The following is a 26,517-nucleotide window of genomic DNA, read 5'->3' as shown; positions in this document are numbered from 1 at the left end:
GAATTCCAGCGATTGCGGCTATTTGTCTCTTGGAAATCAGGCCGTATTGAAAGCGGCTGGTACAATAGAGCTCAAATAAGGGACTATTTCAACAGCCTGTTAAGCTGGTTTTCAGCATAGACCAATCTTAGCGACCTGTCTCCATGCATTTTCCTGATGGCTAGTTGTCGTCCTTGGGGGTAAGCGACAGACCAAGATCTTCCCCCATCTCGGACACTCTATCTCCTGATTTTGCAAGATTGATCTTGATTTTGACGTTGCTCTTGGAATCGGCATAGTCGAATGCCGTCTGTTCATCGATCATGCCATCAAAATAGAGTTTGACCATGCATTGGTCGAAAGACTGCATGCCGTAGTTTGACCCTTTCTCGATCGCCTCGTGCAGTGCACCCATCTCGAGCTTCTGCATGAGGTCAGTAACATAGGGTGTGTTTATCATGATCTCTACGGCCGGTATTTTTCCGCCTCCCTTCTTTGGCACCAGGCGCTGGCAGACAATGGCTTTCAGGTTTTGCGCAATGCGCATGGCCTGTGCCTCCTGGTCCTCCTGGCTGTAGAAGCCCATGACGCGCTCCATGGTCATGGTGGCGTTGTTTGCATGCAGGGTGGAGAGGGCCAGATGGCCCGTGTTGGCAAATTTAAGTGCATATTCCATGCTGTCCAGGTCCCGGATCTCACCCAGCAGGATGACATCGGGAGCTTCACGCATTGCGGCGCGCATACCGCTTTCGAAGCTTCGGGTGTCGGCACCGATTTCACGTTGTGCGACAACCGACTTTTTATGGCTGTGCACAAACTCGATGGGATCTTCCAGGGTGAGGATGTGGCCGCCTGTGGTCTCGTTTCTGTGATCGATTATTGCCGCCATGGTGGTCGATTTACCCGAACCGGTGGCACCCACGACAAGGATGAGTCCGCGGCGCTCCAGGGCCAGCTCTTTCAATACCAGGGGTACGCCCAGGTCTTCTATTTTTGGCACTTCCACATCGATATGCCGCAGCACGAGGGAGACCTCTCCGCGTTGGCGGAATGCGTTGCCGCGGAAACGACCGATGCCCTTGTAAGAAAGGGAGAAATCCACTTCGCCGTGTTCGTCAAAATGCTTGGTCTTGGCATCAGTGAGAATCTCCCGGACGATCGCTTCGGTTTGCCCGGGAACCAACTGATCTCCCAGCTGCGCGAAACCGTTGGCCGTCTTCATGTAAATGCGCGCACCGGTATGAAAAAACACATCGGATCCGCTTTTGCTGACCATGTATTGGAGGATTTTAGGGAGGTCAACTTCGGTCATTGCATTTCTCTCCATTTGGGCATCGCAATCACGATGGACATACCTGCTAATAAGACTAGCAGGTATGGGAAAAATGTCCCCTCGATCAACGGGGCACGTTAGATGGAAATGTCGAACCGGTATGCGGAAGAAGCGAAGTGGAAAGAGCTGAGCGGAAAAGGTCGGTGCAGGGGGAAGGGCCGGCAGCCGGATAGCTGCCGGCCGGGATGTCATTACAGGCCGATTTTCGCCTTGATGGCATCTACGACGGCATCGCTGGAGGTGGCGTTCACATCCATCAGCATGCCTTCGTTACGGTAGAAGTCAGCCAGGGGGGCGGTTTTTTCATTGTAAACGTCGAGGCGGTTGGAGATGGCCTCTTCGGTCTCGTCGTCACGCTGTACCACTTCGGCGCCACATTTGTCGCAAACGCCCTCGACCTTGGGAGGCATGGATTTTACGTTGTAAATGGCACCACATCCGACACAGGTACGGCGGGTGGTGAGACGGTCGAGAATGACTTCACGGGGCACGTCCAGGTTGACAGCAGCGTCGAGCTTGTCACCAATCTCCTCCAGCAGCACCTTCAGCTGTTCAGCCTGGGGAATGGTGCGGGGGAAGCCGTCCAGCAGGTAGCCGGCCTTGCAGTCGTCTTCCTGCAGACGCTCCTTCATGATGCCCATGATCAGCTCGTCAGGTACCAGGTCGCCGGCCTTCATGAAGGCTTCGGCCTGTTTGCCTAGTTCAGTGCCTTCTTTAACGGCGCCACGCAGGATGTCACCGGTGGAGATCTGGACAGAACCGTCGATAGCGGTCAGCATTTTTGCAACGGTACCTTTTCCTGCACCGGGTGCGCCCAACAGAATCAGTTTCATGGCTTAATTCCTTTGTCTGGTGTTTTTGAAAAATTGTGAAAGATTATTGGCTTACTTTGTGACCTGACTCAGGGCACGGGGCCTTAGCCGACCAATTCTGCATAGAGGGGAAGGGGACTTCAATTCAACAAATTTTATATCAGCATGTTGAATTTAGGGGGGTGTTGTCCCGAGCATTTACCTGGACGAACCAGATCAAAAATAATAAAAATATATAATAAGAATATATCAATGGTTAGGCTACATTACTTAAAGTAATTTATAAAACAAATCGATATTTCAGCCCAACCAGATGATGTAAAAAGATGGAGGCCGGTGCATCATGGAGAGCTCGAGAATCAGGAAGTTGTTTCATCGTGATAGCAAATCTGGGATTGAAAGCGGAAATGAGCGTCGCCGGAATAGGCGGACCATTCCCCCCAAAGTTGAAAACGTGCTCTACCACAACAGTGTACGTATAGCTTGAGAGCAGAGCTTAGAGCGCGGCCTGTTCCGTCACATCGACGTAAAGCTTGATACTCTGGCCCGGCTGAAGATATCGACCGGGCAGCTTGTTCCATTTTTTCAGATCAGATACCTTGACGTTGAAACGCTGGGCGATGCGTGACAGTGAATCTCTGCTTCGAACCCTGTAGTGCACGGTGCTCCGGGTCTTGAAAGGCACAGTGGAGGGTATGCTCGGGCTGGCCGTGGTGGCGACGGATTTCTGAGTCCAGATGACCAGTTTCTGTCCGAGACGCAGGGTATCACCCGGCGCAATGCCATTCCACTTGGCCAATCTCTTGTGGTTTACACCATATCTGCGGGCAATGGTCCACAGGTTGTCCCCGGAGCGGACCGTATACATCACCTTGTTGCCTTTGCGCTCGACGTTCTGCAGCTTCTTGTTGCGCTGTTCAACGGAGTAGGCGTACTGGTCGAGACTCTGTGCGGATACCGGGATCAGCAGGTGTCTGCCTGCCCTGATGCGGGAGTTTTTGAGCTTGTTGATCTGCTGGAGCAGGCCGACCGTGGTGTGGTGCTTGCGCGCTATCGCCCCAAGGTTGTCGCCCGAACGAATCTTGTAGCGTTTCCAGGTCAGGCGCTTCTCCGGTGAGAGTTCAGCAAGTTTCACCTTGAAGGCTTCCACCTTGTCCAGGGGCAGGTTGAGGCGATGGGGACCATCGGGATCGGTGGCCCAGCGGTTGAATCCCGGGTTGAACCGATAGAGTTCCTTGATGGAGATGTCAGCCATGTCGGCAGCCAGTGCCAGGTCCAGCTGGGAGTCGGTATCCACGCTTCCGAAGACCGGGCTGTTTTCGATTTCCGGCAGGTCCAACCCAAATGCCTTGGGATTGGCGATGATCAGGGATATGGCCAGGAGTCGTGGCACGTAACTCAGGGTTTCCCGGGGTAACTTGAGGGACCAGTAGTCGGTGGGTTTTCCCGATTTCTGGTTGCGGCGAATGGCGCTTCGCACATTGCCGGCGCCGGCATTGTAGCCTGCCAGGGCCAGTTCCCAGTCACCATTGAAGTCCCGGGACATGGATTTCAGATAATTCAGGGCGGCTCCGGTAGCGGCGACAACATCACGCCTGCCGTCATACCACCAGTTCTGTTTAAGGCCGTAGCTTTTTCCCGTTGAAGGGATGAACTGCCAGAGACCCGCTGCACGCCCGGGAGAGTAAGCGAAGGGTTGAAACGCGCTCTCGACAGCGGGAAGCAGCGCCATCTCCGTGGGCATACCACGCTTTTCGACCTCCTCGACGATGAAGTAGAGGTAGGGAGCGGCCCTGTCACGAATGCGGACCAGGTGCTCCGGGTGTTTGGCATACCACTTTATCTCCCGCTCGATGCGGGGATTACCGGGTGTGCTCATCCGGAAACCCTTGCGGATTCGTTCCCAGAGATCCACGGGGGGCTGATTCAGCTGTGGTTCTGCAGCGTTGAAGCTGGTTTCCTGGTTCAGGTCGGGGGCGACCGTCTCCTGAATTTCAGGCGTGTAAGCAACCTGGACTGCTGTGTCGGTTTCAGGGGCGGGCGAGGCAGCTGCGGCAGCGTTATCTTTTATCAGGGAAAACTTGTTGCACGCGGAGAGTCCGAAGAGGGTAAGCACAGCCAGCAGTGGTAGTGCTGTTCGTTTACAACCCATTGAATATTCCCCGATCATGCGTTTGTGCTGTCTGTTATTGCGCTGTCGAAAAAACTGGTGATTTTCCAGATATTCCGGCGGACTATACGCAAACGGCATCACTATTTCCAGGAAATGGCCCACCTCCCAGGGAAATGGGAATCTAAGTGTTGCATTCGTGTTACATATATCGCTTATTGCTGATCACGGGTTAAAGCCTCTTTCACGGTTATGAAAAACAGGTATCCTTGATCCAGGAATATGACTAAGAAACAGTTTTGTAAATACGAGGCGAATATCTCCGCCAGCCTGGGACAGTGGTTGAAGGGGCCGCTGGGAGAGATACTGCTCGAGCAGGAGTGGGACTGCCTGGAGAGACGGCTTTCCGGCCTGTTTGGCTATTATGCGGTCCAGGTTGGTTGCCTGGGGGAGCAGGCACAACGGCTGGAGTCCAATCACATCAAGTCCCAGATTCTGGTTGGATCTGGCAAACCTGGAGATCAGTCTGTAATAAACATCGTGGCTGCTTCAGAATCCCTGCCGATCAGTTCAGACAGTGTGGACGTGGTGGTACTTCCCCACACCCTGGATTTCTCTCCCGATCCTCACCAGGTACTGCGTGAGGCGGAACGCATACTCATACCTGAAGGCCGGGTGATTGTGGTTGGCTTCAACCCGGTCAGCTTATGGGGGATCTGGAGGCTATTTCGTCGATATCGGGGCAAAGTGCCCTGGTGTGGCCAGTTTCTGCCCCAGGGGAGGATACATGACTGGCTTTCGCTGCTGGGTTTTCAGATTGAAGAGAACCAGACACTTATGTTTCGTCCGCCGGTGAGTCATGCAGGGGCCATGCAGCGCATGCAGTGGCTGGAAGGCGTCGGTAGCCGATACTGGCCTGTGGTGGGCGGCGTTTACGTTGTACAGGCGATCAAGCGTGTCTCGCGATTGACGCCCCTGCAGCCGGCCTGGAAGATACGCTCTGGCGTTTTGGGTGGACGTTTGGTCGAACCCACGACAAGAACAACGAGGACGACCAGTAGTGGCTGACAGGGTGGAGATTTTTACCGATGGTGCCTGCAGGGGGAACCCGGGGCCGGGCGGGTGGGGTGTTCTGCTTCGCTACAAGGGAAAGCAGAAAGAGCTCTACGGCGGTGAGCCGGAGGCCACCAACAACCGCATGGAACTGGCTGCGGTTATCAACGCCTTGAAGGCGTTGACCCGCTCCGCACGGGTTCGAATCACCACCGACTCCCAGTACGTCAAGAATGGAATCAATCAGTGGATTCACAACTGGAAACGCAACGGCTGGAAGACAGCTGCAAAGAAGCCTGTGAAAAATGAAGACCTGTGGCGGGAGCTCGACGAACTGGTTGCCCAGCATGATATAGAGTGGGCGTGGGTGAAAGGCCATAGCGGCCACCCCGAAAATGAACTTGCAGATGCACTTGCAAACAAGGGCATCGATTCGCTGTCGGAATAACAATATATGCGTCAGATTGTACTGGATACAGAAACAACGGGCCTGGAGCCTGAGCAGGGGCACCGGATCATCGAGATTGGCTGTGTGGAGATGATGAACCGGCGTCTTACCGGCAATAATTTTCACCAGTACCTGCAGCCGGACAGGGAGATCGACGAAGCTGCGGTGGAAGTTCACGGCATTACCAACGAATTCCTGGAGGATAAGCCCAGGTTCGGCGATGTGGTCAGTGATTTTGTCGAGTACATCCGCGGTGCTGAACTGGTCATTCACAATGCGCCCTTCGATGTGGGATTCATCAATCACGAATTACGGGAACTCGGCGGATGGGATGTGGTCGGCGACATCTGTACCGTGGTCGATACCCTGGTGATGGCCAAGAAGATGCATCCGGGTCAACGAAACAGCCTGGATGCCCTTTGCAAGCGTTACGATATCAATAACAGTCATCGTGAACTCCACGGCGCCTTGCTGGATGCCGAGATTCTGGCCGACGTCTATCTCGCGATGACCGGTGGCCAGGCCAACCTGTTACTGGGCGGAGGGTTGGAAGACGGAGAAGGTGGTGACTCGGCGGCCATTCGCCGACTCGATGGGGAGCGCCTCGCCTTGAGGGTGGTGCCTGCCGAGGGCCCAGATCTGGAAGCACACGAGGCCCGCCTCGACACCCTGGATAAGGCAGTAGGCGGCAAATGCGTCTGGCGCAGCAGTGAGTAGCTTCTGCAGGCGGCTTTCCGAAAGGAGAGATGGGGAGATAAAAAAACCGCTCCAATGAGCGGTTTTTCAGTGCATGGGGAAGAGCTGGTGTCTCAAGTGTACTGGCGCTTGTTACCGTTGCGCTCTTCACCCTGAATGATGTTGTTCAGCCTGTCGATATCCAGAAGCTGGATATGTTTGCGTTCGACCTTCAGCAGTCCTTCATCCTGAAAACGCGTGAAGAGCCTGCTGACGGTTTCCACGGCGAGGCCCAGGTAGTTGCCGATTTCGTGCCGTGACATGCTGAGGTAGAAATCCGAGGCAGAGAAGTCGCGTCGCTTGAAGCGTTCAGAGAGGCTGATCAGGAAGGCTGCCAGGCGCTCTTCTGCGCTGCGCTTGCCGAGCAGGGTCAGTATATCCTCATCGTGCCCGATTTCACGGCTCAGCAGGCGGTACATCTGGTGTTGGAGACTGGGTACCTGGCTGCTCAGTTCCTCCAGGTTCGTGAAGGGGATTTCACATACTGCAGAGGTTTCCAGTACCTTGGCCGAGCAGTGGTGCTCCTCATTCTCGATGGCGTCGAGTCCGATCAACTCACCCGGGAGATGGAATCCCAGTACCTGCTCACCGCCATCTTCGCTTGGTGCATAGGTTTTGACAGACCCAGCCTTGACCACGAAAAGGCTGTGGAACTTGTCGCCTTCGCGGAACAGGTGGTCGCCCCGATGCAGTGGGCGGTTGCGCTTGACGATTTCGTCGAGTTTTTCGACATCATCAGGATCTAGCCCCATCGGAAGGCAGAGGGAAACAAGACTGCAGTTCTCACATGCAACCTTGATGTTCTCGAACGAGATGATTTTGCGTCCGCTCACTACTACACCTTCTCCTTTCTGTTAAAGGATATTGTGCAGCGAGGATTGATCTGGATCAAGTAGTTTCTTGATGTGGGTCAATGGCTTTTGAGCGCTCATCGGAGGATTTCTTAAAGGATCTAGGCCGTAAAAAACCTGCACCGGTTTCCCGGTACAGGTTATGCACAAGCCTGTCGAACTGCTTACTTGGCAGGGGCAGGTGCTGCTGGGGCAACAGGAGCCCCGTAGCCGTATGGTGCGCCATAAGGTGCACCGTAGGGAGCGCCATAACCGTAACCGGGATAGCCGTAACCGCCGTAGGGGTAGCCGTAACCACCATAATACGGGTAGCCGTAGCCACGACCGTAGCCTCTGCCGTAATCGGAGCCGCGGCCGCTGAAATTCATGTCGAAATCGCCGAAGCCGTCACCCCAGCCGTCTCCCAGGCCGCTCCAGGGGCCACCGCCCCACCAGGCGTGGGCTGGTTGCATTGCGAATGCGGCTGCGCCGGCAATTGCGGCGGCACCAATAATCTTGGTGAGTTTTTTCATCTGAATTCTCCTTCAGTGATGAGCATTATGATTAGATTTTTTTACGTGCCTGCTCCATGGCGATTGCCGGGGTTTAAGGGACGCAAAAACCTCTCCTTGCTTCGAGGAGCGTCTGCTTTTTGGCCAGGGATGGCCTTATGTCGCGGAGCACATGGATGTGCTAGAGCGATGTATCCCATCACAGCCGCGACCGAATAAAACAGGAATTCCCAGCGTGCCAGTCGATTATGTAGTGGTCAGGGGGGGAGGGCAAAGAAAATTGCGATATTCCACACGATTGGGGGGATGCAAAGAATCGCTAACTCTGCAAAAGCGTGTCAGATTGCGATGAGATTATGGATTGCGATTGAGGCGAAGTGCCGTTTCTGGTACATTTTAACCCCTTAACCCCTTAACCCCTTAACCCCTTAACCCCTTAACCCCTTAACCCCTTAACCCCTTAACCCCTTAACCCCTTAACCCCGTCCTGATAACCCCATTCCGGAATCAAATATTCCATGACCAAATTCGTATTTATCACAGGCGGTGTTGTATCTTCGCTAGGCAAAGGTATTGCGTCAGCCTCCCTCGCCGCCCTATTGGAAGCACGCGGCCTGAAAGTTACCATGATCAAGCTGGATCCCTGTCTACGTCACCGATGACGGTGCGGAGACCGACCTGGATCTGGGCCACTACGAGCGCTATATCCGCGCTACCATGGGACGGAACAATAACTTCACCACCGGTCAGATCTACGAAAGTGTGATCCGCAAGGAGCGCCGTGGAGATTACCTGGGTGGTACGGTACAGGTGATTCCGCACATCACCAACGAGATCAAGGACAGCGTCAGGCTGGGCGCCGGCGATGCTGATGTGGCGTTGATCGAGATCGGCGGCACCGTGGGTGACATCGAGTCCCTGCCATTTCTGGAGGCGATCCGCCAGATGGGGGTTGAACTGGGGCGGCAGAATGCGCTGTTTATGCACCTGACCCTGGTTCCCTACATTCCCACCTCCGGGGAGATCAAGACCAAGCCGACCCAGCACTCGGTAAAAGAGCTGCGCTCTATCGGTATTCAGCCCGACGTGCTGCCGTGCCGTTCCGAGAAACCCCTGCCCGATGGTGAGCGCAAGAAGATCGCGTTGTTCACCAATGTATCGGAGAAAGCGGTTATCTCCGCTGTGGACGCGGACAATATCTACCGCATCCCCCTGCTGCTGCACGAGCAGTGCCTGGATGAGATCGTGGTAGAACAGTTGGGTCTGAATGTGCCGGCGGCCGATCTCTCCGAATGGCATGCCGTGCTTGACGGCCTGGAGAATGTCGACGGCTCGGTGACAATTGCCATGGTCGGTAAGTACATGCACCTGACCGAGGCCTACAAGTCGCTCTCCGAGTCTTTGATTCACGCCGGTATCCACACCCGCACCCGGGTGAGGATCGAGTACGTCGATTCTGAGCGCATCGAGGAAGAGGGCGTGGATTGCCTGGCGGGGATGGATGCCATCCTCGTGCCCGGCGGATTCGGCGAGCGTGGAGTGGAAGGTAAGATCGCTACCGTTCAGTATGCCCGTGAAAAAGGCATCCCCTACCTGGGCATCTGTCTCGGCATGCAGGTCGCCGTGATCGAGTATGCACGCAACGTGGCCGGCCTGGAGGGCGCTCAGAGTACCGAGTTCAACCGTGAGACGCCGCATCCTGTTATCGCCCTGATTACCGAGTGGCTCAATGCAGACGGCAACCTGGAGACCCGTTCCGAGGATTCGGATCTCGGCGGCACCATGCGCCTGGGCGGCCAGGAGTGCAAGCTGGAAGAGGGGAGCCTGGTCAGGGATTTGTACGATAAAGAGACCATAGTCGAGCGTCACCGCCACCGCTATGAGTTCAACAACCAGTACCTCGACAAGCTGAGCAATGCCGGGCTGCGCTTTGCTGGTCGTTCCATCGACGGCAAGCTGGTGGAGATCGTAGAGGTCCCTGAACATCCCTGGTTCGTGGCCTGCCAGTTCCACCCGGAATTTACCTCCACACCCCGGGACGGTCATCCACTGTTTTCCGGTTTCGTAAGGGCTGCCAGGGCCCATCAGCGGGACCACAACCGGGCGGTAAGAGCATCATGAAGCTGTGTGGTTTCGAAGCGGGGCTGGACAAGCCCCTGTTCCTGATTGCCGGTACCTGCGTGATCGAGAGTGAACAGCTGGCGCTGGATACTGCGGGCACGCTGAATGAGTTGACTGCCAGGTTGGGCATGCCCTTCATCTACAAGTCCTCCTTCGATAAGGCCAACCGCTCCTTGGGCGAAAGTTATCGGGGACCGGGTATGGAAGAGGGGCTTAAGATCCTGGAGAAGGTGCGCAGCCAGATCGATGTGCCCGTCATCACCGACGTGCATGAGGATACCCCCCTGGATGAGGTCGCCAGCGTGGTTGATGTACTGCAGACTCCGGCCTTTCTCTGCCGCCAGACCAATTTCATCCAGGCCGTTGCCCGCCAGGGCAAGCCGGTGAACCTGAAAAAGGGGCAGTTTCTGGCGCCCTGGGACATGTCCAAGGTCGTGGACAAGGCACGCAGCGTGGGCAATGACCAGATCATGGTCTGCGAGCGCGGCGCTTCCTTCGGCTACAATAACCTGATTTCCGACATGCGCTCACTGGCCGTGATGCGCGAAACGGGTGCACCGGTGGTCTATGATGCGACCCACTCGGTACAGCTGCCCGGTGGTCAGGGCAACGCCTCAGGAGGGCAGCGGGAGTTTGTCCCGGTGCTGGCCCGTGCGGCGGTTGCCGTCGGCATCTCCGGTCTCTTCATGGAGACGCATCCCAACCCGGAGGAGGCCCTGAGCGACGGCCCCAACTCCTGGCCCCTGGGGATGATTGAGGAGTTGCTTGAAACACTGATGATGCTCGACCAGACCGTGAAGTCCCGCAATCTGGCTGAATCATCGCTCTGATAACATCAGACAAAAGAATTTATAAACTTTAGAACCTTACGGAGCAGAAATGTCCGAAATTGTTGATATTCGTGGACGTGAAATTCTTGATTCACGCGGTAATCCCACAGTAGAGGCCGACGTCATCACCGCAGACGGCGCAATCGGTCGTGCCGTTGCACCCTCCGGTGCATCTACCGGTTCCAGGGAGGCCCTGGAACTGCGCGACGGCGACAAGGGTCGCTATCTGGGCAAGGGTGTGTTGCAGGCGGTGGAGAATATTCGCGGCGAGATCAAGAACACCCTGATGGGAATGGATGTAGGCGGCCAGGTTGAGCTTGACCGCAAGATGATCGACCTCGACGGTACGGAAAACAAAGCGCGCCTGGGCGCCAATGCCCTGCTGGCGGTCTCCCTGGCCGCGGCCCATGCCGCTGCCCAGGAGCGTGCCATGCCCCTCTACCGTTCCCTCTCATCCGGTCCTTACCGCATGCCGGTACCGATGATGAACATCATCAACGGTGGTGCCCATGCCGATAACAGTGTCGATTTCCAGGAGTACATGATCCTGCCGGTGGGTGCCACTTCCATCCGCGAGGCGGTTCGCTACGGTGCCGAGGTCTTCCTCGCCCTGAAGAGCGTGCTCAAGGGCATGGGCCTGAATACGGCAGTGGGTGACGAAGGCGGGTTCGCCCCCGATCTTCCCTCCAACGTGGCTGCGGTAGAGGTGATCCTGCAGGCCATCGAGCAGGCCGGTTTCAAGGCGGGCGAGGACATCTACCTGGGCCTGGACGTGGCAAGCTCCGAGTTCTACAAGGACGGTGCCTACGACCTGGAGTCCGAAGGCCGCAAGATGGATGCAGCACAGTTTGCCGACTACCTGACCAGCATGGTTGACCAGTTCCCCATCATTACTATCGAGGATGGTATGGACGAGGGCGACTGGGATGGCTGGAAGCTGCTCACCGAAAAGCTCGGCGACCGGATTCAGCTGGTGGGCGACGACCTGTTCGTGACCAACACCAAGATCCTGGCCCGCGGCATCGATGAGAAGATCGCCAACTCCATCCTGATCAAGTTCAACCAGATCGGCACCCTCACCGAGACCATGGAAGCGATCAACATGGCCCACGATGCGGGCTACACCGCCGTGGTCTCCCACCGCTCCGGCGAGACCGAAGACACGACCATCGCCGACCTGGTGGTAGCGGCCAATACCGGGCAGATCAAGACCGGTTCACTGAGCCGTTCGGACCGTGTAGCCAAGTACAACCAGCTGATGCGAATCGAAGACCAGCTGGGCGACGAGGCGGCCTACGCGGGTAAGGGTGCCTTCAAGGGACTCTGAAATCCGGAACCGGGTGGTATTGAATGCCCCCGGAAGTGACAGAGGGGCGCGCGGATGTAGGAGTTGGCTCCTGATCCAAGCGCCCCGACTTCTTTATAGGCAACCATGCGCATAATCATCGGCATACTGATCGTCATTCTGATCGTCCTCCAGTACCGGCTCTGGGTCGGAGAGGGGAGTCTTGCCGAGGTACATGGCCTGAAACGTGAGATCGAGAGCCAGAAGGCCGAACTCAAGCAGCTGAAACTGCGCAACCAGGCCCTGCAGGCCGAGGTGGCGGATCTCAAGCAGGGATTGGAGGCGATCGAAGAGCGGGCCAGGAGCGAACTGGGCATGATTCGGGAGGGCGAGGTCTTCTACCAGGTGATCGAGCCCCAGGAAGGTAAAAGCCAATGAGTGCATCTCCCGGTTACTGGGCTGTGGTGCCGGCTGCCGGTGCTGGACGTCGTATGGGTAGCGAGGTACCGAAGCAGTACCTGCAGTTGGGAGAGCGCAAGGTCATAGAACATACCCTGGGCCGCTTGCTCGGTCATACCCTCATTCGAGGTGTAGCGGTTGCCGTTTCTGCCTCGGACGAGTGGTGGCCTGAGACTGCGTTTGCCGGTCATCCTTCCGTCTTTCGGGTTGGAGGGGGTGAGGAGCGCTGTCACTCGGTACTGAATGCCCTGGTGGAACTGAAACGGCATGCCGATCCGGATGACTGGGTGCTGGTTCACGATGCGGCGCGCCCCTGCCTGCGCAGCGAGGATATCGACAGGCTGATCCAGGCCATGAAGGATGATGCCCCTGGTGGACTGCTGGCAGTGCCGGTGCATGATGCCGTCAAGCGGTCTGACGAAGGCGACAGAGTGGTGGAAACAGTGCCCCGGGAGGCCCTGTGGCGCGCATATACTCCCCAGGTGTTTCGACTCGAGGCGCTTCACGAGGCGCTGAAGCGCGCACTGGCGGAAGGCCAACTGGTCACTGACGACGCTTCTGCCATGGAGCTGCAGGGCGTGAAGCCGCTTCTGGTGGAAGGCCACAGCGACAACATCAAGATCACGCGCCCTGAAGACCTTGAACTGGCGGCATTCTATCTCTCGAAACAGGGCTGAGAATCACCCTGCCCAGGAAGATTGAGAGGTGCCTGGTATTCCCGGATATCCTTTTCTGCTGGCGCAAAAAGCCCCACGGCCCTTTCAGGCAGTGGGGCGATCGGATCGAGCAGCTTTAGTGAACGCTTCCGAAAGAGAGGTCGAGGGAGTAGGCGGGTAGTGGAATCCCGGCAATCTTGCAGGCCTGCACTACGGGGCCTCTCGGAAACAGGGTATAGAGGTAACGCTTCCCACCCTGGCGTTTGAAATGACCGGTCATCGCTTTGAGCATCAGGCGGGCACTGCAGGATGTTCCGTTCTGCTTGCAGTGACCACGAACGAAGTGAATGATATCCCAGTGGGCGGGCGTAAGTTCTATCTCTTCCTCAGCAGCGAGCTGCCTGGCCAGTTCTTCGGTCCACTCGTGAAAGCTCTCGGGGACTTCGCTGGTCTCGGTAGCCATCGGGTCAGGTATCGGCATGTTCCAATCTCCTTTGTGGGTTTGATTAGGCATCTTGTTCTGGTGCGGATGCCGGTGACAAAGGTGGTTCGCCTGAAAATAGACCAAGATCTGAATAATAACAGACTAAAAAAGTAGGGTATTTAGGAATTTTTAACTAAGCAAATGAAAATAAAAGAGAAAAAAAATGGAAAAAAGTGTAATTTAACGCCGGAAAAAGAATGTGTTCAGGAGCAGTTATGCGCATAGGTCAGGGTTATGACGCCCACCGTTTCGGCGGGGAAGGCCCCCTGGTAGTCGGTGGGGAGAAAATTGACTACGAGATGGGGATGGTTGCCCATTCCGACGGCGACGTGCTGGTCCATGCGCTGTGCGATGCGCTGCTGGGGGCTGCGGGCCTGGGGGATATCGGCCACCACTTTCCCGACAGTGATGCTGCCTACGAAAACATCGATAGCCGGGTGTTGCTGCGCCAGGTCGTAGGCAATCTCGCTCAACGGGATATGCGTGTCGGCAACGTGGATATCACCCTGGTGGCGCAGGCACCGAAGATGGCGCCGCACATCCAGAAAATGCGGGAAAACCTTTCAGCAGACCTCGGTGTGGAGGTGCCGCGGGTCAACGTCAAAGCGACCACTACTGAAGGGATGGGGTTCGCCGGAAGAAAGGAGGGCATCGCCTGCTATGCCGCCGCCCTGCTTGAAACTGTCGGCTAGAATCGATTCCCTTTTCCACGCCTGAGAAACCGCTTTGTCCAACCATTCAGAACCCGAACTACCCTTTGCCTTTTCCGGGCCGGTCGGCAGGGGGGTAATACGTACAGTGCCCGAGGACTTCAGGGTCGATGAGATCCCGGTTACAGAGCCTGATGGAGAGGGTGAACACTGCCTGCTTGAGATCGAAAAGCGCGATGCCAACACGGACTGGGTGGCGCGCCTGCTTGCCGAGCATGCCGGGGTGAAGATCCGGGATGTGAGCTATGCCGGGAAGAAGGACCGCTTTTCGGTGACCCGTCAATGGTTCTCCGTCCACCTCCCGGGCAAGCCGAACCCGGACTGGAAAGCCCTTGAATCCCAGGAGTTGAAGATCATTCAGGCTGCCCGCCACAGCAGGAAGCTGCGCACCGGGGCCTTGAAAGGGAATCGTTTCACCATCCGGGTACGGCATTTCACAGGGACACCCGAAGCCCTCGAGGAACGAATGGAGGCGATACGCCACCAGGGTATTCCAAACTACTTCGGTGAGCAGCGATTTGGTCATGGCGGTGGCAACCTCGAGCGGGCCCGTGCCCTGTTCGAGGGGAAGCTGAAACGCCTGTCGCGGAACAAGCGGGGTATCTATCTCTCTGCCGCTCGATCAGCGCTTTTCAACAGTGTGTTGGCATACCGGGTTGCCAATGGCACCTGGAATACTCCGCTGGATGGTGAACGGTTCCTGCTGGCAGGCAGCCGCGACGGTTTTCTGGCAGAGCAGATCGACCCGGAAATGCTCAGGCGATACCGGGAGCATGATATCCACATTGCCGGTCCCCTCTGGGGCAGGGGGGAGAGCGGCGTAAGTGGCGAGGTGGCGCGACAGGAAGCCGAGGCGTTGAGGGGGTTCGAGCAGGAGATGGAGGGCCTGGAGCGCCTGGGCATGAAGATGGAGCGTCGTTCACTCAGGGCACTGGTCGGTGATCTTCAATGGTCTCTTGAGGGTGATAACCTTGAGCTTGCCTTTACGCTGCCCAAGGGGAGCTTTGCCACCGTACTGCTTCGTGAGTGTATTGATTACAGCGAAGCCGAGCGAAACAGGGCGTGACCACTTTTCCCGCCGATGCGGGATAAGGCGTTTCCCTTTGAAAATGACTAGCGCCGCTTCCTGCCATGATGCGGAGCGCCACCCTGTTTGCGGGAAAGCAGGACATAGGCTGCACCGGTACCGCCGTCGAACCGGGGTGCGGAGCAGAAGGCGAGCACTTCCTCCCGTTGGCGCAGCCACTGGTTGACCTTCTGCTTGAGTATCGGCTGCTGGCCCTCGGAACCGATCCCCTTGCCATGGATGATACGCACCACGCGCATGCTGTGGCGCAGTGCATGAGCGAGGAATCCCGCCAGCTCATGACGTGCCTCGACCACTCTCAATCCATGAAGATCGAGGGTGTCGTCCGGCTCCAGGTATCCCCTGCGAAGGTTCTGGTAGAGACGGTGCTGAACACCCGGGCGCATGAAATCCAGTTCTTCGGCAGTTTCAATGGCCAGGTCGGCAAAACCCTCCTCAACCTCGTCGCCGGTTACCGCGGGATTGGGTGGCAGCGGCAAGGGTTTGAGTCTCTTCTTGAAAGGGTCGGCCTTGTCGTGCTGATGGGGCACAGCCTTGCCCATCTCCTTCTGAAAGAGATCGAAATCGTCATCTGGCTGGTTGTCGTCTGTACCCATCTGCAGCAGCTTCTTCGGTTGTCCGGGTTTGGATTATATCAATAAGGGGTTGGGAGTGGGTTAAGGACCTGATTTACAGTATGATTCGGTATTTGAAAAAGGCTGAAGCCGAAAGGCATGAAGATACTCCTGAGCAACGATGACGGTTACAATGCGCCCGGTCTGAAGGCGCTGGCAGATGCACTCCGCAATGTGGCAGATATCACCGTGGTGGCGCCTGACCGTAACCGGAGCGGCGCCAGCAATTCGTTGACCCTGGAATACCCCATCAGAGCCCAAGAAACCGACAACGGTTTTATCAGTGTCGATGGCACGCCGACGGATTGTGTCCACCTGGCGATTACCGGGTTGCTCAAAGAAGAGCCGGATATGGTTATCGCAGGTGTAAATGCCGGCCCCAACATGGGTGATGATGTGCTCTATTCAGGGACGGTTGCTGGTGCCACCGAAGGGCGTTTCCTGGGGCTGCCTGCGATGGCAATATCAATAAACAGTCATCAACCGGATCACTTCGAAACCGCGGCCAGGGTTGCCGCTGTACTGGTTGGCGAGTTGCAGAGAAGACCCCTGGCTACGGACGCCATCATCAACGTCAACGTTCCCGATATCCCCTTTGACCAGTTGCAGGGGTACCGGGTGACCCGCCTTGGCCACCGGCACAAGGCAGAGCCGGTTGTTAAGTCGACAGATCCGAGGGGCAGGCCCATATACTGGGTCGGTCCTGCCGGTGCAGAGCAGGATGCCGGGCCGGGTACAGATTTTCATGCAGTCAGGGAAGGGTATGTTTCGATTACGCCATTGCAGGTCGATCTGACTAGGCATTCGGCGCTTGCCCCCCTGGGTGAATGGTTGGATGGTATGCAGTAATGAATAGTTCAGTACATCGTGGAATCGGAATGACGTCCCAACGGACAAGGGAGCGATTGATGCAACGGCTGAAAGATGAGGGTATCCGCAGCCGTACAGTTCTGGGAACCATCAGGAATACTCCGCGTCATATATTTGTTGATGAGGCCCTGGCCAGCCGGGCCTATGAAGATACGGCGCTGCCCATCGGCCATGGCCAGACCATCTCCCAGCCATACATCGTTGCGCGTATGACCGAGGTGTTGCTGGAAGATGGCCCGCTGGAGACGGTGCTCGAGGTCGGTACAGGTTCTGGTTACCAGACTGCAGTGCTGGCCCAACTGGTGAAGCGGGTGTATAGCGTGGAGCGCATTTCGGCCCTGCAGCGGTTGGCCCGTATGCGCTTCCAGGAGATGAACCTGAGAAACATTCGCCTCAGGCACACCGACGGTGGTATGGGGCTGCTGGAATATGCACCCTTCGACGGCATTATCGTGACTGCTGCCCCGGAGGGGATTCCCCGGGCACTGGTTGAACAGCTGAGACCGGGAGGCCGCATGGTGCTTCCCATTGGTACACGACAGGAGCAGGTATTGGTGAAAGTGATCCGCACTGAGAGCGGTTATGAAAAGGAGATCCTCGAACAGGTTGCATTCGTTCCACTGCTCGGGGGGGTTCTCTGATGCGACTCTTCTCTCCCTTGTATAACCGGGTCATCGAGTGGTCCAGGCATCGACATGCACCGCGTTACCTGGCGGGGCTGAGCTTTGCAGAGTCCTCCTTTTTTCCCATTCCTCCCGATGTGATGCTGGCGCCCATGACCCTCGCCAACCCAAACCGTGCATGGTACCTGGCGGGATTGACCACCATCGCATCAGTAGTTGGAGGGGTGTTGGGTTACCTGATCGGCCTTTTTTCGTTCGAGATGATCGAACCCTTGCTCCAGGATGCAGGCTACTACCCGAAATACCTGCAGGCCAGGGAGTGGTTTGATCAGTGGGGATTCTGGGCCATCTTCTTGGCCGGCTTTTCGCCTATCCCCTACAAGGTGTTCACCATAACCGCAGGTGTTATCTCCATGGCAATGCTGCCCTTCGTGGCTGCCTCTTTCATCGGTAGAGGGGCACGCTTCTTCCTGGTTGCCGGACTGATGGCCTGGGGGGGCGAGCGTATGGAAGGCGCTCTGAGAAAACATATCGACCGGATCGGATGGGCTACCGTGCTGCTCGTCGTGGTCGGTCTGATTGCCTATCGTCTGCTGACTTAGGTTAAGGAAGCACCAGGAAGCGAGGAGAGCGTGATAAAGGGTAGGGTGCGGCTCAATCAACTGGTGACAGTCTGGACAGGCTTTTCTCTGTCCGGCGTTCTCGTCGTCACCACCCTATCCCTGGTCGGTATAACTCAATTGACTGGTTGCAGTGCGCCCAAGCGCGCACCTGTGGTTTCAAGGGAGTCCGGAAGAAAATACACCTCTTCTGTATCCCGGGCGCGCCCTGGAAGCTATAACGTCAGACGGGGCGACACTCTCTTTTCAATTTCCTGGCGCTTTGGTCTCGATCATCTGCAACTCGCACGCTGGAACGGGATAAGGTCGCCCTACACCATCTATCCGGGGCAGCGGCTGCGTCTGAGTGCTCCGCCAAAGCGTTATACCCCGCCTCCGCGAACCGTTGCCAGCAAGCCAAAAGCACCCGCTGTATCAAAGGCGAAAAAGCCATCACCCAAGCCAGTTACCAGGGCCGGAACAGCACGACCCGGATCCGGGAAATCAGCAACCACCAAGAGCAGTGCCAAAAGCCTAAAGTTGAGCTGGCGCTGGCCGACAAAAGGTCGAGTGCTGGAAGGCTATCGCCGGGGGGATCCCTCGAGAAAGGGGGTGAAGATAAAGGGCAGGAACGGCCAGTCGATTGTTGCTGCAGAAGCCGGAAAGATTGTTTATGCAGGTAGTGGATTGATCGGATATGGTCGTTTGATTATTATCAAGCATAATAAAAACTATCTAAGTGCCTATGGATACAACAAAAAAGTTCTGGTTAAAGAGGGAGACCAGGTTAAGAGGGGAGAGCAGATAGCACTGATGGGCAACAATGGAACCGGAAAGACGATGCTTCATTTTGAAATCAGAAGAAATGGGGCGCCGGTGGATCCCCTGACCCTGTTGCCTCGAAACCGCTAGGCTCGTTATGGATGGGAGTGATTGATGGCAAAAAAATTATTAGAAAATGATGACTCCGCTGCAGATGATGTTGATGCCGAGAATATGCTCGATGATCCGGAAGCGGATGCCGAAAAAGAGCATGGCGACGAGCATGAGAAGTGCGACCAAAAGGCCTCAGCGCCTAAAAACAACCAGACCTTTGAAGCGGGTGACTTCTCCGGCCAGATGGATGCCACCCGGCTCTATCTGAGCGAAATCGGTTTATCCCAACTGCTGACTGCCGAGGAAGAGGTTCACTTTGCACGCCTCGCCCAGAAAGGAGACATGGCGGCCAGGCAGCGCATGATCGAGAGCAATCTCAGGCTCGTGGTCAAGATTGCGCGTCGATACATGAATCGCGGATTGGCTCTCCTGGACCTGATCGAGGAAGGTAACCTGGGCCTGATCCGGGCTGTGGAGAAGTTTGACCCGGAACGTGGTTTCCGTTTTTCCACCTACGCCACCTGGTGGATCCGCCAGACCATCGAGCGGGCGATCATGAACCAGACCCGCACCATTCGTCTTCCCATTCACGTGGTCAAGGAGATCAATGTCTATTTGCGTGCCGCCCGCAAACTGGCCCAGACCCTGGATCATGAACCCTCATCCGAAGAGATTGCAGACCTGCTCGATAAGCCCTTGGACGAGGTGAAGCGCATGCTGGGGCTCAATGAGCGCATCACCTCCGTGGATGCACCCTTCGGCAAGGATGCGGACAAGCCGCTGCTGGATACGATTCCCGACCGGCAGACCCTGGACCCTTCAGTCAGCCTGCAGAATGAGGGCTTGAATGCCAACCTGAATGAATGGCTCAGCAAGCTCAACGACAAGCAGCGCGAGGTGGTTGAGCGGCGTTTTGGTCTTCATGGCTATGAAAATTCAACCCTGGAACAGGTCGCCAATGAACTGGGTGTGACCCGTGAAAGGGTGCGCCAGATTCAGATGGATGCCTTGAATCGCCTGCGTATAATCCTTGAGAAGGACGGTTTCTCAGTAGATGCCATTTTTAAATAATGGCCCGGGATAAAGAGATTCATGGTCATCGTGTCAATGATCCGAGCTGTTTCATTCCCATACCAACTTTGGCAGAATACCCCGGCTTGTGTTTTTACTTCAGTGGCTTGGATCCGGGATGAAAAAGGTTCAGTTTCTGTAAAAAGAGCCAGTTGCAAGACTGATACGCGCTGCACCTCACTGGAGGTGGAGTGCAGGGACTGCGGGCTCGATCCCATCTGTTCCATCCTGGATTATGCGGAAGAGCGCAGTGGCGTCCCGGAAGGCGTGCTGCTTCGCCGTCGCCCCGTCAGCAGGGGTGAGACGATATTTCGCAAGGACGACCCCTTTTCACTCCCTGTTTGCTGTCAAATCGGGTTCATTTAAGACCTATGTGCCCCGTTTCGACCACCCGGACCAGGTGGTGGGATTTCACCTGGTTGGCGAAATGCTCGGTTGTGAGGGGATGGCCGGCGGTAACTATCCCTACACCGCTCGCGCCCTGGAAAACAGCAGTGTTTGCGAACTGCGCCTTGAAAAACTCTCCGATGCCGGACGCTCGATTGAAGAGTTGCAAAAGGGCATCATCGAATTACAGGGTAAAGAGGTGGCATTCAGCCACGAGTTGATCGCCTCCATGGTGCACCAGAGCTCAGAGCAGCGGGTTGCCGGCTTTCTGCTCAGCCTCTCCAACAGGCTTCAGCGTCGGGGGATGCCGTCTTCCGAGTTCAACATGGGAATGTCACGCAGCGATATCGGCAACTTTCTGGGGCTGGCGGGAGAGACGGTGAGTCGTGTTCCGACCAAGTTTCAGAAGCAGGGTTTGATCAAGCTGAATCACAAGCGGGTAACCATTCTTGATGCTGCTGCTGTGCAGCATTTCGCCAATGATCTAGATTAGTTTATTAGAGTTTTTTGATCTGGCTCAATAAAACCAATCGCCGAATTAAAAAAATTATCCATTTCAATCGTTTGTGACTTTTTAGTCTCTGTCTAATTAGCCGTTTTTTTGGCCTCTCTCCTTGACATTTATCAGGCTTTTTAGTGTGATATGGCGCGCCTGAGTCCGAGTTTTCACTTGGTTTCGGGTAGGGGGTTCCCCAAAAATGATAATGTTTTTTTACCCGTAATTACCTCAACTAGAACAAGGGGGGTTCATGGACGCCGCAGCTGAACAGAAGTACAACTTCGATGTTGTACGCTGGTTCGCCGTCATGGCAGTCGTATACGTGGTGGTAGGCGCACTGGTCGGTGTGTATATTGCTTCGGAACTGGCATGGCCGGTACTCAATTTTGATAGTCCTTATCTAACATTCGGGCGCTTGCGTCCGCTTCACACTAATGCAGTCATTTTCGCCTTCGGCGGAAGTGTGCTCATGGCTACCGCCTTCTACAGCGTACAGCGTACCTGCGGTGTTCGTCTGTGGAGCGACAAGATGGCATGGTTCACCTTCTGGGGTTGGAATGCCATCATCGTTTCCGCAGTGGTAACCCTGCCGCTGGGTCTGACCTCCGGTAAGGAGTACGCCGAGCTGGAGTGGCCCATCGATATCGCAATTGCGGTAGTGTGGTTGTCCTACTCCATCAACTTCATCATGACCATTGCGATTCGCAAGAGTTCCCACATCTATGTGTCCAACTGGTTCTTCCTGGGCATGATGATCATGATCACCTACCTCCACGTGGTCAACAGCCTGGCTGTTCCCGTCAGCCTGATGAAGTCCTACTCCCTGTTCTCTGGTGTTCAGGACGCCATGATTCAGTGGTGGTACGGTCATAACGCCGTGGGCTTTTACCTGACAGGTGGCTTCCTGGGTATCATGTACTACTTCGTACCCAAGCAGGCCAACCGCCCGGTATTCTCCTACCGCCTGTCCGTGATCCACTTCTGGGCCCTGATGTTCGGTTATGTATGGCTGGGTGCTCACCACCTGCAGTACACCGCGCTGCCTGACTGGACCGGTTCCCTGGGTGCTGCTGTTTCCCTGGCCATGATCATCCCTTCCTGGGGTGGTGCCGTGAACGGTATGATGACCCTCTCCGGTGCCTGGGATAAGCTGCGTACCGACTACATCCTGCGCTTCCTGATCATGTCCCTGGCCTTCTACGCCATGTCCACCTTCGAAGGTCCGGTCATGTCGCTGAAGACCGTTAATGCGCTGTCCCACTACACCGACTGGACCGTTGGTCACGTACACTCCGGTGCACTGGGCTGGGTTGCCATGGTTGGTATGGGTGCGATCTACCACCTGATGGAGCGTTGCTTCCACACCACCATGTGGAGCGCCAAGCTGGTGAACCTGCACTTCTGGACCGCCACCATCGGCGCCGTGATCTACATCATTGCGATGTGGGTATCCGGTATCATGCAGGGCCTGATGTGGCGTGCTTACGACGAGTACGGCACCCTGGCATACACCTTTGCTGAGTCTGTAGAAGCAATGCATCCGTACTACGCCATGCGCGCAGTTGGTGGTGCTATCTTCCTGCTGGGTGCAGTGATCATGCTCTTCAACGTGCTGATGACTGTTAAGAAGGCCTCTTCCGAAGGCACTCTGCAGCAGGCTCGCACCGCGGCAGCTAGCGCATAAGGGGAGAGTAATAACATGGCAAACAATGTAGAACCCAAGAACTTCCAGGAGAAGATGGAAGTCAATATATGGGCAATGGTAATTGTCGCGGCAATTGCGCTCTCTGTCGGCGGTATCGTCGAGATCGTGCCCCTGTTCACCATGAAGTCAACCATGGAGCACAATGCAGCACCTGAGATCGTATGGCAGCGCAAGGATGGTCAGACTCTGGCCGATCACAAGGCCGGCGACGGCATCCGTACTTACACCGCCCTGGAACTGGCCGGTCGTTCAGTCTACATCCGTGAAGGCTGTTACACCTGTCACTCCCAGATGATCCGTCCGTTCCGTGACGAGAAAGAGCGCTACGGTCACTACTCACTGGCCTCCGAGTCCATGTACGACCACCCCTTCCAGTGGGGTTCCAAGCGTACCGGTCCCGACCTGGCCCGTCTGGGTGGCAAGTACTCTGACGAATGGCACCGCAGGCACCTGCGCGCACCGCGTAGCGTGGTACCTGAGTCCGTCATGCCCAACTACCCCTGGCTCGCCGAAGCGACTGTGGACAGCATGAACATCGCTGCCCACATGTCCACCATGCAGCTCATGGGTGTGCCCTACACCGACGCGGATATTGCTGCGGCGAACGACGAGGTGGCAGGCAAGACCGAAGAGGATGCGATGGTTGCATACCTGCAGGTCCTGGGCACCATGGCCAAACTGGACGAAAACAAGGTTTACCGTGAGTAGCCTTGCTGACTACTTCCACACCGATTGGGAGGCTATGACCACCAACGACTGGATCGGTACGATCCTCACCGTGGTCATCTTCCTCCTGATGGTGGTGGCGTATGTCTACGTCCTGCGTCCAAAGAACAAGGATAAGCTTGAATCCTACAAGCATATCCCCATGGACGACGACGAACGAATAGAAAGCGGAGATAAAAATGGCCGATAAAAATCCATTTCCGGGTGAAAACAACACCGGACATATCTGGGACGACAACCTTCGGGAGCTGGACAATCCAGCACCTCGCTGGTGGATGATCGCCTTCTGGGCATCCGTAATCTGGTGGATCGCCTATGGCTTCATCTACCCGATGTGGCCTATTGGTCAGGAGCCCACCAAGGGCATGACCGGTTGGAGCCAGATGAAAGAGTATCAGCAGGGCGTCGATGAGATCGAAGCCGTACGTGCTGAGTTTGAAACCAAGATCAAGGGCATGACTGCAGCCGAGATCCTGGGAGATGAAGGTCTGTCAGCGTACACCGTGGCTTCTGCCAAGGTGCTGTTTGGTGACTTCTGTGCAGCCTGCCACGGTTCCGGTGGTCAGGGTGGTCCGGGCTATCCCGTGATCGCTGACGACGACTGGCTCTTCGGTGGTTCCATCGAGACTATCGAGCAGACCATCACCATGGGCCGCAAGGGCATCATGACCGCCCACGGAAAGATTCTTTCCGAGGACGAAGTGAACACCCTGGCACAGGCCGTGGTTAGCGGTAACCCGGCTGCCGAGCCCCTGTTCCTGCAGAAAGGCTGTATCGCCTGCCACGGCATGGAAGGAAAGGGCATGAACGCCCTGGGTGCTGCCAACCTGACCGATGCTATATGGCGCTTTGACGAAGAAGATCGCCTGGCCAGTGCCAAATACACCATCTCCCATGGCGTCAACGACGGCAGCGATCCCATGAGCCGTGAAGCTGTAATGCCTACCTTCGGTGATCGTCTCTCCAAGGACGAGATCAAGAAGCTGGCAGTTTACGTCTACAAACTGGGCGGCGGTCAGTAATCTGACCTGAAGCCTGCCGTGCGGGGGTATCCCCCCCGCACGGAATAACCATCAATAATTGTAGGGGGTAATCATCATGGATGTGAGCGATCCTGTAGTTTGGGGTTCTGCACTGACCGTTGTTATTGCGTGTATAGTTCTCGGTTTCCTTGCTGCAAAAATCCTGCAGCTGATGAAGCGGGATGAAGAAAAGCACAATAAGTAAGCTTTTCTGACATTGTTCTGGAAAAGGGGGAATGCTTCATTCCCCCTTTTTCCATTTCTGAATAGGTCAAAAAGTATATTGATAAATCTCAATGGTTTCGGTTTATGCATTCAGTAAACTAGTCCCGTTGCGGATTTTAATTTTTATTGATGAAGTGGTGCTTCCAGCTGGCAGCACTTTATGATCGCGACCCAGGCATGACGATTCTGCAGTCTGTCTTGTCGATATGCCGTAACATCACTCACCCTCCCAGGAGAGACTCCGTTGAGCGAAGAACAGAAGAGCAGACATGACGCCGCCGAATCCGCCATCGACGAGCTTTACGCAGAAGCGGCTCACTACCATGTAAATACTGGCGAGGAGACCATCCATGCCAAACGTGTGGGTGGCAGGTGGCGCAACATCAAGTGGTGGACTGCTTCTGTCTGGCTCGTATTTTTCCTCGGCCCGTACCTGCGCTGGGGTGACCGACAGGCTGTTCTGTTTGATATCCCCAATCGCCAGTTCCATATCTTCGGGATAACCATTCTGCCCCAGGATTTCTGGATGCTCTCCCTGGTGCTGCTCTTCTTCGCCATTCTCCTGGCCGTGGCAACGGCATTGGCGGGTCGTGTTTATTGCGGTTTCTTCTGTTTCCAGACGATCTGGACAGATGTCTACACCTGGATAGAAGAGAAGCTGGAAGGTAACCCTCAAAAGCGCAGAAAGCTGGAAAAGGCGCCCTGGAATTTCACCAAGATCCGGATCAAGGCCATCAAGCACTTTCTGTGGATCATCATCGGTGCATTGACCGGCGTATCTTTCGCCGCATGGTTTGTGGATGCCTTTGAACTCTGGGGGGGCATTCTGACCCTCAGCCTTGTCGGTGTTCCCCTGATCGTTGTCCTGTTGTTTACGGCCGGTACCTACGGTCTTGCAGGCTTCCTGCGCGAACAGACCTGCCTCTGGCTCTGCCCCTATGCCCGAATCCAGGGTGTGATGGTAGACACCACTACCGCCGTACCTACCTACGACTTCTATCGTGGTGAGCCCCGTGGCCGGGTCAAGAAAGGAGAGACCCAGGAAGAGAGCGGCAAGGGAGACTGCGTGGACTGCAACCAGTGCGTGGCAGTTTGCCCCACAGGTGTGGATATACGCCACGGCCAGCAGGAGGGGTGCATCATGTGTGCCCTCTGTATCGATGCCTGCGATACAGTAATGGAGAAGCTGGACCGCCCAATCGGTCTGATTCGCTACGAATCCCTGGATCAGTTGGAAGGCAAAGAGACCCGTGCGATGTATAAGCGCCCCAGGGTATGGGTCTATGGTGCAATTTTGACTTTGGCATTATCAGGTATTGCATTCGGTCTAAGCACCCTGGATGCGGTCGCCCTGAAGGTACTCCATGATCGTCTGCCGCTGTTTGTCACCCAGAGCAACGGCTCGATCCAGAACAAGTACACCCTGAAGGTACTGAACAAGACGACCGAGAATCTGGAGGTCAAAATCAGTGCCAGTGGGCTTGAGGGCATTATCCTGGTTGGCGCCGATGAGCCGGTAAAGGCGACCAAGGGTAAGGTGGCCCCAAGGGTGGTTTTCGCCAGGGTTCCCCGTGAGAACCTGAAGGCGGAGTCCCAGCCCATCATGTTCCATATTGAGACAAAGGACGGCGCTGGGCAGGTCTTCACCAGCCAGCGCGAGAGCTTCTTCGCCGGGCCGAAGCCCCGACGCTGACGCTAAGTCTTCGCAGTTCCAGGGAGGGCGGGCTATAATAGCCCGCCCTCCCTGTTTTTACGTTTTAAGGGAATCTCTAAAAACCCACCTTAATCTGCGATAATAACACACACACAACTTTTCAATCACAGTACACAGACTATGCAACCGAACTTTTTTGCCC

At 55.9% G+C, this 26,517-nt stretch carries 28 protein-coding genes and 1 pseudogene; 22 read left to right on the top strand and 7 right to left on the bottom strand.

Translation table 11 applies throughout. The annotated features are described in order from the left end of the window. Positions 1 to 160 precede the first annotated feature (160 nt). The 3 genes from BOW53_RS08170 to BOW53_RS08160 form a co-directional block, all read right to left on the bottom strand. On the bottom strand, positions 161 to 1,291 hold the full coding sequence (locus BOW53_RS08170; RefSeq protein ID WP_078487452.1) for a PilT/PilU family type 4a pilus ATPase: 1,131 nt from the start codon (positions 1,289 to 1,291) through the stop codon (positions 161 to 163). A 212-nt stretch (positions 1,292 to 1,503) separates the two neighbouring features. Next, positions 1,504 to 2,145, bottom strand: coding sequence for an adenylate kinase (locus tag BOW53_RS08165; protein ID WP_078487450.1), 642 nt, complete (start codon positions 2,143 to 2,145; stop codon positions 1,504 to 1,506). A 475-nt stretch (positions 2,146 to 2,620) separates the two neighbouring features. Further along, positions 2,621 to 4,276, bottom strand: coding sequence for a LysM peptidoglycan-binding domain-containing protein (locus BOW53_RS08160; RefSeq protein WP_245832055.1), 1,656 nt, complete (start codon positions 4,274 to 4,276; stop codon positions 2,621 to 2,623). 240 nt (positions 4,277 to 4,516) lie between these two features. Between BOW53_RS08160 and BOW53_RS08155 the strand changes: the two genes are divergently transcribed. From BOW53_RS08155 to dnaQ, 3 genes are read left to right on the top strand one after another with little or no spacing between them, the layout of a single operon-like run. Continuing rightward, the gene (locus BOW53_RS08155) at positions 4,517 to 5,302 is read left to right on the top strand and encodes a class I SAM-dependent methyltransferase (RefSeq protein WP_245832054.1); all 786 of its coding nucleotides are present in this window, start codon (positions 4,517 to 4,519) and stop codon (positions 5,300 to 5,302) included. Next, positions 5,295 to 5,735 (top strand): ribonuclease HI, encoded by a 441-nt coding sequence (rnhA, locus tag BOW53_RS08150; RefSeq protein ID WP_078487446.1) that lies wholly within the window; start codon positions 5,295 to 5,297, stop codon positions 5,733 to 5,735. The genes BOW53_RS08155 and rnhA overlap by 8 nt, the downstream gene beginning before the upstream one ends. Before the next feature lie 6 nt (positions 5,736 to 5,741). Then, complete coding sequence (gene dnaQ, locus BOW53_RS08145; protein ID WP_078487442.1) at positions 5,742 to 6,452, top strand: DNA polymerase III subunit epsilon; 711 nt, start codon at positions 5,742 to 5,744, stop codon at positions 6,450 to 6,452. A gap of 92 nt (positions 6,453 to 6,544) precedes the next feature. Here the strand turns inward: dnaQ and fnr are convergent, their stop codons facing one another. After that, entirely contained in the window at positions 6,545 to 7,303 is a 759-nt protein-coding gene (fnr, locus tag BOW53_RS08140; RefSeq protein ID WP_078487440.1) for a fumarate/nitrate reduction transcriptional regulator Fnr, read from the bottom strand. Positions 7,304 to 7,485: 182 nt separating this feature from the next. Continuing rightward, positions 7,486 to 7,833 carry a sulfur globule family protein gene (locus BOW53_RS08135; protein ID WP_078487438.1) on the bottom strand — a complete coding sequence of 116 codons (348 nt, stop codon included), beginning with the start codon at positions 7,831 to 7,833 and terminating at the stop codon, positions 7,486 to 7,488. Positions 7,834 to 8,330: 497 nt separating this feature from the next. Here BOW53_RS08135 and BOW53_RS08130 point away from each other — a divergent pair. From BOW53_RS08130 to ispD, 5 genes and pseudogenes are all read left to right on the top strand, one after another. Continuing rightward, positions 8,331 to 9,933: pseudogene (locus BOW53_RS08130) on the top strand (CTP synthase). Beyond that, positions 9,930 to 10,763 (top strand): 3-deoxy-8-phosphooctulonate synthase, encoded by an 834-nt coding sequence (gene kdsA, locus BOW53_RS08125; protein ID WP_078487436.1) that lies wholly within the window; start codon positions 9,930 to 9,932, stop codon positions 10,761 to 10,763. Before BOW53_RS08130 ends, kdsA begins: the two are co-directional and overlap by 4 nt. Positions 10,764 to 10,812: 49 nt before the next feature. Then, positions 10,813 to 12,090 (top strand): phosphopyruvate hydratase, encoded by a 1,278-nt coding sequence (eno, locus tag BOW53_RS08120; RefSeq protein WP_078487434.1) that lies wholly within the window; start codon positions 10,813 to 10,815, stop codon positions 12,088 to 12,090. Between the two features lie 105 nt (positions 12,091 to 12,195). Continuing rightward, on the top strand, positions 12,196 to 12,486 hold the full coding sequence (ftsB, locus tag BOW53_RS08115; RefSeq protein ID WP_078487432.1) for a cell division protein FtsB: 291 nt from the start codon (positions 12,196 to 12,198) through the stop codon (positions 12,484 to 12,486). Then, positions 12,483 to 13,184 carry a 2-C-methyl-D-erythritol 4-phosphate cytidylyltransferase gene (gene ispD, locus BOW53_RS08110; RefSeq protein ID WP_078487430.1) on the top strand — a complete coding sequence of 234 codons (702 nt, stop codon included), beginning with the start codon at positions 12,483 to 12,485 and terminating at the stop codon, positions 13,182 to 13,184. Before ftsB ends, ispD begins: the two co-directional genes overlap by 4 nt. A gap of 115 nt (positions 13,185 to 13,299) precedes the next feature. On the opposite strand, the gene BOW53_RS08105 is transcribed toward ispD, so the two are convergent. After that, positions 13,300 to 13,644 (bottom strand): TusE/DsrC/DsvC family sulfur relay protein, encoded by a 345-nt coding sequence (locus tag BOW53_RS08105; protein WP_078487428.1) that lies wholly within the window; start codon positions 13,642 to 13,644, stop codon positions 13,300 to 13,302. 218 nt (positions 13,645 to 13,862) lie between these two features. Here BOW53_RS08105 and ispF point away from each other — a divergent pair, with 218 nt between their 5' ends. Both ispF and truD read left to right on the top strand, forming a co-directional pair. After that, positions 13,863 to 14,339 carry a 2-C-methyl-D-erythritol 2,4-cyclodiphosphate synthase gene (ispF, locus tag BOW53_RS08100; protein ID WP_078487427.1) on the top strand — a complete coding sequence of 159 codons (477 nt, stop codon included), beginning with the start codon at positions 13,863 to 13,865 and terminating at the stop codon, positions 14,337 to 14,339. A 34-nt stretch (positions 14,340 to 14,373) separates the two neighbouring features. After that, complete coding sequence (truD, locus tag BOW53_RS08095) at positions 14,374 to 15,423, top strand: tRNA pseudouridine(13) synthase TruD (protein ID WP_078487426.1); 1,050 nt, start codon at positions 14,374 to 14,376, stop codon at positions 15,421 to 15,423. 47 nt (positions 15,424 to 15,470) lie between these two features. Here the strand turns inward: truD and BOW53_RS08090 are convergent, their stop codons facing one another. Next, positions 15,471 to 16,040, bottom strand: coding sequence for a Smr/MutS family protein (locus BOW53_RS08090; protein WP_078487425.1), 570 nt, complete (start codon positions 16,038 to 16,040; stop codon positions 15,471 to 15,473). A gap of 117 nt (positions 16,041 to 16,157) precedes the next feature. Here BOW53_RS08090 and surE point away from each other — a divergent pair, with 117 nt between their 5' ends. The 12 genes from surE to ccoG all read left to right on the top strand — a co-directional run bounded on the left by surE (position 16,158) and on the right by ccoG (position 26,354). Then, positions 16,158 to 16,907 (top strand): 5'/3'-nucleotidase SurE, encoded by a 750-nt coding sequence (surE, locus tag BOW53_RS08085; protein ID WP_078487423.1) that lies wholly within the window; start codon positions 16,158 to 16,160, stop codon positions 16,905 to 16,907. Next, positions 16,907 to 17,569, top strand: coding sequence for a protein-L-isoaspartate(D-aspartate) O-methyltransferase (locus BOW53_RS08080; RefSeq protein WP_078487422.1), 663 nt, complete (start codon positions 16,907 to 16,909; stop codon positions 17,567 to 17,569). Before surE ends, BOW53_RS08080 begins: the two co-directional genes overlap by 1 nt. Then, positions 17,569 to 18,153: a YqaA family protein gene (locus BOW53_RS08075; protein WP_078487420.1), complete on the top strand. Its 585-nt coding sequence runs from the start codon at positions 17,569 to 17,571 to the stop codon at positions 18,151 to 18,153. Before BOW53_RS08080 ends, BOW53_RS08075 begins: the two co-directional genes overlap by 1 nt. Before the next feature lie 537 nt (positions 18,154 to 18,690). Beyond that, complete coding sequence (locus BOW53_RS13235) at positions 18,691 to 19,062, top strand: murein hydrolase activator EnvC family protein (RefSeq protein WP_245832053.1); 372 nt, start codon at positions 18,691 to 18,693, stop codon at positions 19,060 to 19,062. Between the two features lie 24 nt (positions 19,063 to 19,086). Then, a complete protein-coding gene (gene rpoS / locus BOW53_RS08065; RefSeq protein WP_078487418.1) occupies positions 19,087 to 20,097 on the top strand; it encodes an RNA polymerase sigma factor RpoS in 1,011 nt (336 codons plus the stop codon). 235 nt (positions 20,098 to 20,332) lie between these two features. After that, complete coding sequence (locus tag BOW53_RS08060; protein WP_078487416.1) at positions 20,333 to 20,977, top strand: helix-turn-helix domain-containing protein; 645 nt, start codon at positions 20,333 to 20,335, stop codon at positions 20,975 to 20,977. A gap of 256 nt (positions 20,978 to 21,233) precedes the next feature. Further along, complete coding sequence (ccoN, locus tag BOW53_RS08055; RefSeq protein ID WP_078487414.1) at positions 21,234 to 22,667, top strand: cytochrome-c oxidase, cbb3-type subunit I; 1,434 nt, start codon at positions 21,234 to 21,236, stop codon at positions 22,665 to 22,667. Between the two features lie 15 nt (positions 22,668 to 22,682). After that, positions 22,683 to 23,396, top strand: a complete 714-nt coding sequence (gene ccoO, locus BOW53_RS08050) for a cytochrome-c oxidase, cbb3-type subunit II (protein ID WP_078487412.1) — start codon at positions 22,683 to 22,685, stop codon at positions 23,394 to 23,396. Next, positions 23,389 to 23,604 (top strand): cbb3-type cytochrome c oxidase subunit 3, encoded by a 216-nt coding sequence (locus BOW53_RS08045; protein ID WP_078487410.1) that lies wholly within the window; start codon positions 23,389 to 23,391, stop codon positions 23,602 to 23,604. Before ccoO ends, BOW53_RS08045 begins: the two co-directional genes overlap by 8 nt. Further along, positions 23,594 to 24,436: a cytochrome-c oxidase, cbb3-type subunit III gene (gene ccoP, locus BOW53_RS08040; protein ID WP_078487409.1), complete on the top strand. Its 843-nt coding sequence runs from the start codon at positions 23,594 to 23,596 to the stop codon at positions 24,434 to 24,436. The genes BOW53_RS08045 and ccoP overlap by 11 nt, the downstream gene beginning before the upstream one ends. 76 nt (positions 24,437 to 24,512) lie before the next feature. Next, entirely contained in the window at positions 24,513 to 24,641 is a 129-nt protein-coding gene (locus BOW53_RS13545) for a hypothetical protein (RefSeq protein ID WP_281254038.1), read from the top strand. A gap of 264 nt (positions 24,642 to 24,905) precedes the next feature. Then, entirely contained in the window at positions 24,906 to 26,354 is a 1,449-nt protein-coding gene (ccoG, locus tag BOW53_RS08035) for a cytochrome c oxidase accessory protein CcoG (protein WP_245832052.1), read from the top strand. Positions 26,355 to 26,517 lie beyond the last annotated feature (163 nt).

Source organism: Solemya velesiana gill symbiont (genome assembly GCF_002020805.1).
Lineage (GTDB): Bacteria > Pseudomonadota > Gammaproteobacteria > Chromatiales > Chromatiaceae > Sedimenticola_A.
Note: the sequence above shows the minus strand (reverse complement) of the source record. Positions and strands in the feature narration are given on the sequence as shown.

Bases quoted from the DNA above. Each gene is read 5' to 3' on its own strand.
- eno (WP_078487434.1), top strand. From the start codon at position 10,813: ATGTCCGAAATTGTTGATATTCGTGGACGTGAAATTCTTGATTCACGC.
- ccoO (WP_078487412.1), top strand. From the start codon at position 22,683: ATGGCAAACAATGTAGAACCCAAGAACTTCCAGGAGAAGATGGAAGTC.
- ispF (WP_078487427.1), top strand. From the start codon at position 13,863: ATGCGCATAGGTCAGGGTTATGACGCCCACCGTTTCGGCGGGGAAGGC.
- ccoP (WP_078487409.1), top strand. From the start codon at position 23,594: ATGGCCGATAAAAATCCATTTCCGGGTGAAAACAACACCGGACATATC.
- BOW53_RS08135 (WP_078487438.1), bottom strand. From the start codon at position 7,833: ATGAAAAAACTCACCAAGATTATTGGTGCCGCCGCAATTGCCGGCGCA.
- BOW53_RS08105 (WP_078487428.1), bottom strand. From the start codon at position 13,644: ATGCCGATACCTGACCCGATGGCTACCGAGACCAGCGAAGTCCCCGAG.
- BOW53_RS08155 (WP_245832054.1), top strand. From the start codon at position 4,517: ATGACTAAGAAACAGTTTTGTAAATACGAGGCGAATATCTCCGCCAGC.
- BOW53_RS08080 (WP_078487422.1), top strand. From the start codon at position 16,907: ATGAATAGTTCAGTACATCGTGGAATCGGAATGACGTCCCAACGGACA.
- BOW53_RS13545 (WP_281254038.1), top strand. From the start codon at position 24,513: ATGGATGTGAGCGATCCTGTAGTTTGGGGTTCTGCACTGACCGTTGTT.
- BOW53_RS08165 (WP_078487450.1), bottom strand. From the start codon at position 2,145: ATGAAACTGATTCTGTTGGGCGCACCCGGTGCAGGAAAAGGTACCGTT.
- dnaQ (WP_078487442.1), top strand. From the start codon at position 5,742: ATGCGTCAGATTGTACTGGATACAGAAACAACGGGCCTGGAGCCTGAG.
- BOW53_RS08060 (WP_078487416.1), top strand. From the start codon at position 20,333: ATGCGGAAGAGCGCAGTGGCGTCCCGGAAGGCGTGCTGCTTCGCCGTC.
- kdsA (WP_078487436.1), top strand. From the start codon at position 9,930: ATGAAGCTGTGTGGTTTCGAAGCGGGGCTGGACAAGCCCCTGTTCCTG.
- surE (WP_078487423.1), top strand. From the start codon at position 16,158: ATGAAGATACTCCTGAGCAACGATGACGGTTACAATGCGCCCGGTCTG.
- BOW53_RS08075 (WP_078487420.1), top strand. From the start codon at position 17,569: ATGCGACTCTTCTCTCCCTTGTATAACCGGGTCATCGAGTGGTCCAGG.
- ccoN (WP_078487414.1), top strand. From the start codon at position 21,234: ATGGACGCCGCAGCTGAACAGAAGTACAACTTCGATGTTGTACGCTGG.
- rpoS (WP_078487418.1), top strand. From the start codon at position 19,087: ATGGCAAAAAAATTATTAGAAAATGATGACTCCGCTGCAGATGATGTT.
- BOW53_RS08090 (WP_078487425.1), bottom strand. From the start codon at position 16,040: ATGGGTACAGACGACAACCAGCCAGATGACGATTTCGATCTCTTTCAG.
- ftsB (WP_078487432.1), top strand. From the start codon at position 12,196: ATGCGCATAATCATCGGCATACTGATCGTCATTCTGATCGTCCTCCAG.
- ispD (WP_078487430.1), top strand. From the start codon at position 12,483: ATGAGTGCATCTCCCGGTTACTGGGCTGTGGTGCCGGCTGCCGGTGCT.
- BOW53_RS08160 (WP_245832055.1), bottom strand. From the start codon at position 4,276: ATGGGTTGTAAACGAACAGCACTACCACTGCTGGCTGTGCTTACCCTC.
- BOW53_RS08170 (WP_078487452.1), bottom strand. From the start codon at position 1,291: ATGACCGAAGTTGACCTCCCTAAAATCCTCCAATACATGGTCAGCAAA.